The following is an 11,325-nucleotide window of genomic DNA, read 5'->3' on the forward strand; positions in this document are numbered from 1 at the left end:
ATAGGGGGTAGGCACGGGGAGTAGGGGTAGCACTACCCCTACAAATTTATCTGAATCATTTAGGATTGCTATAGTAGAATTGATGGAGATGGGGCTGGAATCGGTTTTTGAGGGGAGTTTTTAACCGCAGATGCAGGCTGATAAATACTGAGGGACGCAAATAATTGAGGGGACGCGGAAATGAGAATTAAAAAATTAGCTTTTTGGGATAATTTACGAGAGTGGCGTTTTGAACCGATATATTTTTCCAACTTGGCTTTATTAGTTGGGGTATCTGGTGTGGGCAAAACACAAATTTTGCAAGGAATTTTGCGTTTAAAAGAGATAGCCAATGGTGAGTCCTCAAATGGTTTAGGTTGGGATATTACATTCTCGACAGTAAATAATGTTGAGTACCGCTGGCAAGGTCAATTTGAAACAAAAAAAAATCTGCCCATGATTCTTGATAAGGAAGACGAAACTAATGAATTTAGGATTATTAGAGAATATTTAGGGAGACAGGGAAATGTAATTATAGACAGAATAGCTAATGAAATTATACTTAACGGGAATAAAACTCCTAAATTATCGCCATTTCAAAGTGCTGTTGAAATTTTAAATCAAGAGGAAGATATTTCACCTGTTCACCAGGCTTTTAATCAAATAGTTATAAACAATATGAGTTCCCTTGATGGTTTTTACGATATCATGAGGACAACAATTTCAAAAATTGAGATTGCCTTGGATAACCTTAAAGCAAGCAACTTGCCACTTCAAATTAAACTCGCTTTTATTTATCGCGACTACTCAGAGGTTTTTAATAACATTAAACGCACATTTATAGAAATATTTCCTCAAGTTGAAGATGTAAAAATAGAAGCGGTAGAAGATGACACTTCATCATTTACGAGTTTTCCCATTCAGATAAAAGAGAAAGGTGTCACTGATTGGATATTTCAAAATAACATTTCATCAGGAATGCTGAAAACGCTAATTCATATTAGTGAACTGTACTTGTCGCCCGAAGGCACTGTAATCCTGATCGACGAATTTGAAAACAGCTTGGGGATTAACTGTATTGATGTGGTGACAGATTTAATTGTAGAAAATAGAAATATTCAATTCATTCTTACCAGCCACCATCCCTACATAATCAATAATATTGGGATGGAGCACTGGAAAATAGTCACTCGCAAAGGTGGGGTTGTAACTGTGATAGATGCTAAAGATTTGAAGTTGGGAAAATCGAGGCATCAAGCTTTTACGCAACTGATTAATCTAGAAGAATACAGCGAGGGAATTAAAGTTTGATGAATCTGTATTTTTTAGTCGAAGGGAAGCAATCCGAGAGAAAAGTTTATCCTGCATGGCTGGCTCATCTTTTACCGGAATTGCAGCGAGTTGATAATTGCGATGATGTGAATGAAAAAAATTATTACTTGATTAGCGGTGAAGGATATCCTTCATTAATATACGATTTTATCCCGCGTTCGATCGCCGAAATTAACTCAAACGGAAAATACAGCTATTTTGTAGTATGTCTCGATGCCGAGGAAAATACTGTTGCCGAACTCACAACAGAAATTTATGATTTTTTAACTGAGCAGAAATTGAAATTATACAATGCAGAACTTGTGCTGATATTTCAGAATCGCTGCTTGGAAACTTGGCTGTTGGGTAATCGGAAGATTTATTCCAGAAATCCTCAAAACAAACCTTTGCTAGATTATACTAAATATTACGATGTTTCAGTTAACTGTCCCGAAAATATGGGCAGATATCAAGACTTTAATACTCACGCTCAGTTTCACGGAGCTTATTTGAGAGCGTTATTTGAAGCTAAAAATATTACCTATTCAAAAAAACGACCGGGAGATGTACTCAAGCCATTTTATTTGGAACAACTATTGACAAGGATTCAAATTCAGCCCGAACAACTGACTACTTTCCGTCAGTTCATCGATTTCTGTAACAAAATTAAACCAAAAGTGTCAACTTAAAAGGCAACAAATAAGAGAAAATAAAAATTAAAAGGTAGAGACAGATTTGCAAACTGTCCCTACCCAAGCAGATACAGTTAGGATACATTTCATACTAGATTTAGATAAAACACTTTAATCTCGCACAACTCGCAAAAATAACTATGAACAACCCAGCATCTTACACATCATCCCAAATGACCGATCGCGAACGCGCGAACCTCAGCAAGCTAATCGATTACAGTTCCATTCGATCGATACCCGAAATTTGGGCGATCGTCAAACAGCGATTTCCTCAAACCGTCGCCCTCCACGACCCCCACAGCCAGCCAGAAATCAAACTCACCTACACCGACCTCTACCAACAAATCCAGCAATTCGCCGCCGGCCTCCAAGCCCTCGGCATTGAACCAAATCCCGAAGAAGCAGTCCCTCCCCGCGTCGCCCTCTTCGCAGACAACAGCCCCCGCTGGCTGATAGCCGACCAAGGTATCATGATGGCCGGGGCCGCGAACGTTGTTCGAGGCGCCACCGCCGACCCTCAAGAACTCCTATACATCATCCAAGACAGCGGCAGCAGCGCCTTGGTAGTCGAAAACCTGGCATTACTGAAAAAACTGCAACACCGCCTCCCAGATTTGCCCATCCAACTCATCGTCCTCCTCTCCGACGAAGAACCGGAAACCAGCCAAACCCTCAACACAGTCAAATTTTCCCAAGTGATGACCACAGGGGCAAACCGTCCCCTCAAACCCACCAACCACAAGCCTCAAACCCTCGCCACCCTCCTCTACACCAGCGGCACCACCGGCAAACCCAAAGGCGTCATGCTGACTCACGGGAACCTGCTGCACCAACTCACCACCTTGGGCACTGTTCTCCAGCCCGAAGCCGGCGAGGGCGCCCTCAGCATTCTGCCCAGTTGGCACGCCTACGAACGCAGCGTCGAATACTTCCTGCTTTCCCAAGGATGCACGCAAATTTACACCAATATTCGCTATTTCAAACAAGACTTTAAAACTTACAAACCCCAGTACATGGTCAGCGTTCCGCGCATCTGGGAATCGATTTATGAGGCCGTACAAAAGCAATTTCGGGAACAGCCACCTAACAAACAAAAATTGGTGGATTTCCTGTTATCTGCCAGCCAGCAATACATCGAGAACCGCCGCATTTTCCAAGGATTAACTCTTAGTTTGAAACCGGCTTCTGCTTCCGAAAAACTAATCGCCCGCACCAAAAGCATTGTGTTGTCGCCCGTACACGCCCTCGCCGAAAAACTGGTTTACCAAAAAGTCAGGGAAGCTACAGGGGGACGCTTAAAATGGGCGATTAGCGGTGGCGGTTCTTTGGCCGCGCATATAGACAATTTCTTTGAAATAGCGAATATCGGTTTGTTAGTGGGATACGGTTTAACCGAAACTTCGCCGGTTTTAACTGTGCGCCGCCCTTGGCACAATCTTAAAGGTTCCGCAGGACAGCCTCTAGCCCATACGGAAATTAAAATAGTAGACCCAGAAACCAGACAGCAACTGCCCACAGGCCAGCGCGGTTTAGTATTGGCGCGGGGGCCGCAAATTATGCAGGGCTATTATCTTAATCCCCAAGCGACTGCCAAGGCGATCGACTCCGAGGGCTGGTTCGACACCGGCGACTTGGGCTGGCTGACACCGGGAAACGACTTAATCTTGACCGGGCGGGCCAAAGATACGATCGTCCTCACCAACGGCGAAAACATCGAACCCCAGCCCATAGAAGACGCCTGCCTCCGCAGCCCCTACATCGACCAAATTATGCTAGTAGGTCAAGACCAGAAATCAGTCGGCGCCTTAATTGTCCCCAATGCAGAAGCCGTGCAGAAATGGGCAGAAACTCAGAATCCCCCATTACACGAAATTGACTGGAATAGCAAGACTATTCAAGATTTATTCCGAAAAGAATTGAACCGAGAGGTGCAAAATCGCCCCGGATACCGCGCGGACGATCGCATCGGCCCGTTCCGGTTGATTCAGGAGCCATTTTCGATGGAAAATGGAATGTTGACCCAGACCCTGAAAATTAAGCGCCCGGTTGTGACGCAACACTACCGCGATATGATTGACGGGATGTTTTGAAATATTCGCAGGACTTGGGGAATGGAAAAGAAAAAATTATCCCAACACCCGAGTCCCGAGTCCGAGTCCTCAGTCCTGGGCCATTAGTTCATATTTACCAACTAATGGCCCAGGACTAATGCCTAATTCCTAATTGACAAGCAACAACTTTATGGAACCACAATTACTCTTGAAGCGATCGATTAACGTTAAAGTCGTCGTTACTCCCCGCTGGAAAGAAGAAGCTCAACAGCAACTCCAAGCCCAAATCAACCAAATAGACTCTCAGCTACAACAGTTAGAAATGCAAGGGCAGCGGATGATTTCAGAAATCCAAAAGCAAAATCTGCAGCCCCCAGGCCCGCAAGTAATGCAGCAAATAGAAAACATTCAAGTGCAGGTGAATCAAAGAAAAAGCGAACTGCTAGAACAGAAAAACCAAAACCTGCAACAGCTTCAGCAAGTGCAGGTGCTAGACCTGGAACAAGAAGTGAGTCAAGGTCAAATTGACGGCACATTCACTGTCGGGCTCGGAGAAAACTTGATTCAAAAAATGCAAGTAGAAATACTCCTCCGCGACGGCATAGTCGAAGAAATTCGAGGTGATATTTAGAAATTGGTAAGTGGTAATTGGCGATCGGTAATTGGCAATTGATTTTGAGTCAACAGTCACACATCAAGAATGCGAGAGACTGGCATAATAATAAGTATTGCCGGTGGCCGATCGCCAATTATCAATTGCCAAATACCGATTACCTATTACCAACACAAAAGGACTTTTTACAGATGATTCGCGAAGTTTTCATGCCAGCCCTGAGTTCTACCATGACAGAGGGCAAAATTGTTTCCTGGGTCAAATCCGCCGGAGACAAAGTAGAAAAAGGCGAAACGGTGGTAGTGGTTGAATCCGACAAAGCCGACATGGATGTCGAGTCTTTCTACGAAGGCTATTTAGCAATAATTATCGTACCGGCGGGCGAAGTTGCTCCGGTAGGAGCGGCAATCGCCCTGGTAGCAGAAACAGAAGCCGAAATCGCCGCAGCTCAGCAGCAAGGATCCGCCGCCCCAACCGCAGCCGCCGCCCCCGCTCCCAGCCCCGCTCCTGTGAGCGCAGCTACATCCTCAGCAGGTTTGCAGCAAAATGTCAGCCGCCAAAACGGCCGCAGCGTCGTTTCTCCCCGCGCTCGCAAGTTAGCCAAAGAGTTTAAAGTAGATTTGAATTCTATCAAAGGCAGCGGGCCCAACGGTCGCATTGTCGCAGAGGATGTGGAAGCAGCAGCCGGCAAAGCTCAACCAGCTCCGGTTCAGCAAGCGGTAACAGTTCCCGCAGCACCCGCACCGGCATCTGCAGCACCCGCCCCCGCAGCAGCCAAACCCGCACCCGCACCAGTCCCGGCGATCGCACTTTCGGGCCAAAGAGTACCGATGAATGCGCTGCAAAATGCGGTGGTGCGGAATATGGAAGCAAGTTTGAGCGTGCCGTCTTTCCGCGTGGGTTACACAATTACTACTGATAATCTGGACAAACTCTACAAACAAATTAAGTCCAAGGGCGTCACGATGACGGCTATGCTGGCGAAGGCTGTAGCAGTAACTTTACAAAAACATCCTCTGCTGAATGCTTGTTATTTGGAGTCGGGTATTCAACACCGCGCTGATATTAATGTGGCGGTAGCGGTGGCGATGGATGGCGGCGGTTTGATTACGCCGGTGTTGCAAAATGCCGATCGCCTCGATATTTATTCGCTCTCCCGCACTTGGAAGGATTTAGTCGATCGCGCCCGCACCAAGCAGTTGAAGCCGGATGAATACAGCACGGGAACTTTCACTCTTTCCAATTTGGGAATGTTTGGAGTAGACAAGTTTGACGCGATTTTGCCGCCGAATCAAGGCTCGATTTTGGCGATCGGCTCTTCGCGGCCGCAAGTAGTGGCAAACGAGGATGGTTTGATGGGAGTGAAGCGGCAAATGCAGGTGAATATTACTTGCGATCACCGGATTATTTACGGTGCTGACGCGGCGTCTTTCTTGCAAGATTTAGCGAAATTGATTGAGACAAATCCTCAGTCTTTGACGCTTTAATTAGTTAATTGTTGACAGTTGACTGTTGACAGTTCGCAGTTGACTGTTGACAGTTGACTGTTGGCAGTTGACTAAGGATATATTAGTTCCTTGCCTCTGACCGGGAGGCGTTGTTGTGATGGATAATCTTTCTGCTCATAAAGTTAAGGGTATTCAAGAACTCATTGAAGCAGCCGGAGCTAGGGTTATTTATTTATCTCCTTATTCTCCTGATTTTAATCCAATTGAAAATTCTTGGTCTAAACTTAAATAAATTTTACGTTCTCTTGTTATTAGCAGCCGCGACTCTTTAGAAATAGTCCTTAAAGATGCTTTATATCTTATTTCCCTTAAAGACATTCAAAATTGGTTTGTTAATTGCTGTTACTGTACCTCATGCGGTTGAAAAGCGCTGTAATGAGGACGGAAAAAATCTACGGGTGGATTAGGTCTGCGATCTGGTCTAGCTATTTTTGGTAGGCTGTACTCAGCGCCCTTACAGTCTTAGCACTGAGTCGCTTTAAAACCAAACTAAGACAACAAACAAGTAAGAAGTAAATGACCAAGGTTATAGCTACAGGCCCCCTAAACAAAATAAAGTCAAAATGAATAAGGAACGTATTATGAGTCAGAAATAATTCAAAAGAAATATCTCCTAAAAAGCAGAGAGATAGAGAGTAAACTTTAAATTTTGTCAATAAAGAAATCAAAAAAAGCAAGGTGAGACTTATTGAAATGTGTAAAATACTACGAATTAAACACCAATAGATATTTGCTGGTCCTTCAATAGCGAGGTCAAAAACCATACTCAAATAATTTAGATATAAAATTGAAACGACAAAAGTGCAAGCTATTAATTCTGCAGGCAAATTAAATTTTACCTTCCTAAAAGCACTAAGATAGATAATACAAGAACCAGACAGTATAACAGTTAAAACTAAAATTGACCAAATTGCCGAGTAAGCACGAAAGTGGAATATCTCTGATGCCTTAAATAGGAATGTGGACAATAAAATACTACCTACTATACAACCTATATAACTTAATATTTTGTCATTCAATATTTTATTAATTTTGTCTTTGATCAAGGATGAATTTAGTCCCATCCAGCAACCAAAAGGAAAGCTGAAAGCATTTACTTTTGCCAAAAACATAGTTTCTGGGATAGAAATTAGCGCCAGCGATATCAAGAATAAAAATATTAATTTATGCTGATTTGAAAGACCAAATTTGAAAGTTAAATAAAGGAGACAGTACCAGAATAAAATAAAAATTATAAACCAAGTTTTACCATCTAAGCTATACATAAAAAATAATATTCGTGGAAGCTCAAGCAAAATATTTTGCTCGACTCCTTCTAATAATATTTTCAAAAAAAGCAGCAACCCTAGAGCAAATACTATGGGAATTAATATCCTGGATACTCTTTTTAAGAAGAACCCTTTAATTCCTTTATTTTGCATAGATATAGATAATCCATACCCAGAAAAAATTAAAAAGATAGCAACTCCAACCATGCCAGCTTCTGACCAAATTCCATACAGAGAGGGTGCAGGTTCAGTGTAATAGCATAAGTGATTAAAGAGGATCAGAATAATTGCAAAACCCTTCAACTGATTCGTCTGCAAAGAAGATAGTGTATCGTCATTAAAAGACGGACGTAAAGTAATGAAAAATAAGACAATTAAAGCAACTACCAAAAAAACATCGAAAAAAGGATTATCAATCTGAAGTTTAGTCTGATAATGATTCACGAATAAAGGTGCTGTATTCATATCAACTCAACGTTCTACCTGCCAGACGGCATTAATGATTACTGAATGCTCAAAGCTCATCCATGCTTAGTGTGGAACCAGATATTAAAAAAGTTCATGTAAAATTCGGGCAATGAGATATAGAACACCCGGTGGCAAACTTCTGTTGGTCAGAGCTAACAGATATTTCTCTATACCTTGCCAGTAATTCAAGTCCTATCAAATTCCATACCTATGGTAGATGACAAGCTGCTTGGCTGTCAACAAGATGATTTACACTCGCAAGCGGCAAAAGATGGCGTTAAGGTCTTGTCTTAAAAAACACTTCGGCTTATGAAAAAAGTAATAAGTTCTGGGCTAAATCCGTCCCATGTGCGATCTGACCGGTCAGCTCGCAGCAAGCTGTTGAAAATGTTTGGCTTAGTGTACCTCATGCGGCTGCAAGCCACTGTAATGCTTCTCTTAACTCATTAACACAAAAACCAAAAGGTTAACAGTCAACAGTCAAAAGTCAACCGTCAACCGTCAACAGCCAACCGTCAACCAATAACTAATTACTCGATCGCACAGTCAAAACTTGGGGCGGCGTCGCATCCGGCGGATACAAGAAATCCACCTGCACCAAACGGCGTTCCCCCGGCTTCATATTCACATTCACCAAAGGTTCCCCCTGCTGTCCCCTGCGCTGCACGATGTGAATGTAGCGCGTCAAAGTCTTGCCCGTATCATCCTTAAACATCACCCGCACCGTACCTCGGAAAAATATCCGATTTTCAGGAGGATCGTAAAACATCAATCCCCCCGCTTCTGTATTTGCCTTGACGGGTGTTTGCATTTTAATGCTAACAGATTGGGATTCACGAGATTTGTTGTAAAGCGGAAAAGTTAAGTTGTATTGAATCCCGTAATTACCGTGAGCAGAATAAGCAGTATCGGGATAGCGAGCTAACATTTTAGCGCTTTGAATTTGACCGGTGCCAAAAGTCCCCGTATCCGTTGTGCTCAAAGCATAGGAAAATGACTCGCCGCGCTTGGGAATAGTTAAATAATCGGTTCTCGAATTGTCCGTAATTTTAGCTTGCCACTGGGAACCTTCAGCGACTCCTGCCACGCGGCCATAAATTTTTTGCACCGGATTTTCGCCTTTCGGAGTTGGTGCTAAATCTCTGGGCCCTGCTAAACCTTTGGTATTTAAAATATTTTCCCACTCTTCTAAAGTCGGATATTGTTCGACTCCTCCTTGACTTTGAGGAGCAAACATTGCTAATGACGCTACATAAACCGAATTGCTGCTCGACATTCGCATTAAGGTCGATCGACCGTTGGAAGAAGGCGTGACATTCCCCACAGGTATCGGCAAATTCATCAGCATTCGGCTCTGATTGCCCGGAATCTCGATCGCAGCGGGCAAAATGGCTTGTCTGAACCCCCGCAATACATCGCTCGTGATGCGGCTTCCAGGCCCCGCAAACACAGTGCCGAATCTATTTTCTAAATACGACGGCAAATCGACAAACAAGGCATCCGGCCGAGTTAAATAAGTTGCTCCTTGCAAGACATTTAAAGTAACAGGTTCGGAGTTAGGATTGTGGACAATTATTCCTTGAAATAAGGTGCGAGTTTCTTCGCGATTTTTAGCCCTGGCGATGTGGTGGGCAAAGATGTCAAATCGGCCTTTGAAGGCAAAGTTTAAATGAGCCGAAGGTACTTGTTTTGATTCCTGGGGAAATGTGGAGAGCAAAATGCCTTCGGTTTGCACGACTTCCGGACTGTTGCTGTTGAAAACCGGGATGTTGTCGAGTTTTCCCGGTAAAACGCGCACTTGTTGGGGCACAGTTATCGTTTTTAGCAAGCTGCTGCTTGGCTGTGGTGGTAAATCCAGTTGGTTTTCGGGTAGGGGGGCTTCTGGCTGGATCAGCAGTTGTTGTTGGGCGGGAGGTGCGGCGATTGTTTGAGCTAGGGGGAAAATTGGCAAAAACATTGCTGTGAGCGCGTTTAACTGAACTTGCATTGATATTTGACCGATCCTCTGGGAGGACTCCGCTAACGGGCGATCGACACAAAACTTTACCACAAGTTGGTTGATGTGTTTGAGGAATTTTGGATTTTAGCACAGACGTGGCGCTCAGCTTTCGATCGCACCTTCCTGATACCAATTTAATGTGAAGTTGCACAGATATCGATCCCCCTAAATCCCCCTTAAAAAGGGGAGTAGGGGTTGACTTCAAGAAGCTTCCGGTCCCCCCCTTAGTAGGGGCGGTGCCCCCGTGCCCGCCCTCTTGGCTAGGGGGGATCGAATTCTATGCAGCCTCATAAAAAATTGGTATGAGTCCGCGCACCATTTCCAAAATTGTTGGGCGTGAAGTCGGTTTCGATCGTCGGACGCTCAAACAATTTACCAATTACCAATTACCAACTTGCGTTATTTCTGTTTTATGACTACCAACGTAATGTCGTCAAAAACTTTATGTTTGTCAATATGTTGCAGCAGATGATCAATTACTGCTTGTCGAATTTCTTCAGCCGTTTTGTGGCGATTTTCTTTGGCCACATGGCACAATCTTTCTATGCCGTAATACACTTTATTTATATTTACAGCTTCGGTAATTCCATCTGTGTAAAGAACTACTACATCCCCTGGATTAAGATGCACTTCAACTTGGCAAACAAAATCAGCAATATCTTCCTCTAATCCCAGAGGAAAGCCGAGTTCCGTGGTATCTATCCGTTCGATGTTACCATCAGTACGGACTACAATTATTTCTTCATGTTGACCGCTGAGGGTAAAGTTACTATCTTGATAATCTAACAAAGCCAAGGTCATGTTTTTAGACGAGTCGATGCGCTCGATATTGGCATAAAGGGTGCGGTTTAACACATCAAGAAACTTCACCGGATCGGTTTCGTTCATTTGTTGGAGAGTGCGGACGGCGGTTTGCGCCATAATCATTAATACGCCACTTTCTAAACCATGTCCCGTAACATCGCCGATGGTAATTTTTACCTTATCATTTTGGGTTAGCACGTCGTAGTAGTCGCCACCCACTTCATCGGCAGGTTCCATATATCCAGCTATTTCTAATCCTTTAATTTTATCAAGTTCTGATTGTTTGGGCAAGATCATTTGTTGCAGTCGTTTCGTGACTTCTAACTCAGCACTGAGGCGGAGGTTTTCGGCTTTAAGTTTGTTATTGAGACTGCTAATTTCCTGGTTTGCTTGGGCGAGTTGGGCGGTGCGTTGTTGCACCTTTTCTTCTAAAGTTTGATAGAGACGGGCATTTTCGATGGAGATCGCAGCTTGGGCGGAAATGATGTTGAGGACTTCTAAGCGATCGCGCGTAAAAGCGCCCGCTGTTAAATTATTTTCTAGGTATAAGATGCCTAAGCTGTCAAACATCTAAACTGCATTAACTAAGTTACCTTTATTTTTTATTTTTCGGTTCCATTTCATAATTAGTC

7 protein-coding genes and 2 pseudogenes are annotated in these 11,325 nt (G+C 43.6%); 6 read left to right on the top strand and 3 right to left on the bottom strand.

Translation table 11 applies throughout. The annotated features are described in order from the left end of the window. Window positions 1-180 precede the first annotated feature (180 nt). The 6 genes and pseudogenes from QT990_RS34350 to QT990_RS34375 form a co-directional block, all read left to right on the top strand. On the top strand, window positions 181-1,290 hold the full coding sequence (locus tag QT990_RS34350; RefSeq protein ID WP_333144547.1) for an AAA family ATPase: 1,110 nt from the start codon (window positions 181-183) through the stop codon (window positions 1,288-1,290). Further along, window positions 1,290-1,979: a hypothetical protein gene (locus QT990_RS34355; protein ID WP_333144548.1), complete on the top strand. Its 690-nt coding sequence runs from the start codon at window positions 1,290-1,292 to the stop codon at window positions 1,977-1,979. The genes QT990_RS34350 and QT990_RS34355 overlap by 1 nt, the downstream gene beginning before the upstream one ends. 143 nt (window positions 1,980-2,122) lie before the next feature. Continuing rightward, on the top strand, window positions 2,123-4,072 hold the full coding sequence (locus QT990_RS34360) for a long-chain fatty acid--CoA ligase (protein ID WP_333144549.1): 1,950 nt from the start codon (window positions 2,123-2,125) through the stop codon (window positions 4,070-4,072). Between the two features lie 151 nt (window positions 4,073-4,223). Beyond that, entirely contained in the window at window positions 4,224-4,664 is a 441-nt protein-coding gene (locus tag QT990_RS34365) for a YlqD family protein (protein ID WP_015179467.1), read from the top strand. Between the two features lie 173 nt (window positions 4,665-4,837). Further along, window positions 4,838-6,133 carry a dihydrolipoamide acetyltransferase family protein gene (locus QT990_RS34370; protein WP_333307275.1) on the top strand — a complete coding sequence of 432 codons (1,296 nt, stop codon included), beginning with the start codon at window positions 4,838-4,840 and terminating at the stop codon, window positions 6,131-6,133. Window positions 6,134-6,233: 100 nt separating this feature from the next. Next, window positions 6,234-6,383: pseudogene (locus QT990_RS34375) on the top strand (transposase); the annotation flags it as partial. A gap of 196 nt (window positions 6,384-6,579) precedes the next feature. On the opposite strand, the gene QT990_RS34380 reads toward QT990_RS34375, so the two are convergent. The 3 genes and pseudogenes from QT990_RS34380 to QT990_RS34390 form a co-directional block, all read right to left on the bottom strand. After that, window positions 6,580-7,887 carry an acyltransferase family protein gene (locus tag QT990_RS34380; RefSeq protein ID WP_333144550.1) on the bottom strand — a complete coding sequence of 436 codons (1,308 nt, stop codon included), beginning with the start codon at window positions 7,885-7,887 and terminating at the stop codon, window positions 6,580-6,582. Window positions 7,888-8,416: 529 nt separating this feature from the next. Next, on the bottom strand, window positions 8,417-9,877 hold the full coding sequence (locus tag QT990_RS34385) for a DUF3370 domain-containing protein (protein ID WP_333144551.1): 1,461 nt from the start codon (window positions 9,875-9,877) through the stop codon (window positions 8,417-8,419). A gap of 411 nt (window positions 9,878-10,288) precedes the next feature. Then, window positions 10,289-11,251 (bottom strand): annotated as a pseudogene (locus QT990_RS34390) (PP2C family protein-serine/threonine phosphatase); the annotation flags it as partial. Window positions 11,252-11,325: the final 74 nt, after the last annotated feature.

Origin of the sequence: Microcoleus sp. T3_B1 (genome assembly GCF_036700445.1) — a bacterium.
Classification (GTDB): Bacteria; Cyanobacteriota; Cyanobacteriia; order Cyanobacteriales; family Microcoleaceae; genus Microcoleus.

Coding starts and splice junctions, on each gene's coding strand:
- QT990_RS34350 (WP_333144547.1), top strand. CDS start 181: ATGAGAATTAAAAAATTAGCTTTTTGGGATAATTTACGAGAGTGGCGT.
- QT990_RS34355 (WP_333144548.1), top strand. CDS start 1,290: ATGAATCTGTATTTTTTAGTCGAAGGGAAGCAATCCGAGAGAAAAGTT.
- QT990_RS34385 (WP_333144551.1), bottom strand. CDS start 9,877: ATGCAAGTTCAGTTAAACGCGCTCACAGCAATGTTTTTGCCAATTTTC.
- QT990_RS34380 (WP_333144550.1), bottom strand. CDS start 7,887: ATGAATACAGCACCTTTATTCGTGAATCATTATCAGACTAAACTTCAG.
- QT990_RS34365 (WP_015179467.1), top strand. CDS start 4,224: ATGGAACCACAATTACTCTTGAAGCGATCGATTAACGTTAAAGTCGTC.
- QT990_RS34370 (WP_333307275.1), top strand. CDS start 4,838: ATGATTCGCGAAGTTTTCATGCCAGCCCTGAGTTCTACCATGACAGAG.
- QT990_RS34360 (WP_333144549.1), top strand. CDS start 2,123: ATGAACAACCCAGCATCTTACACATCATCCCAAATGACCGATCGCGAA.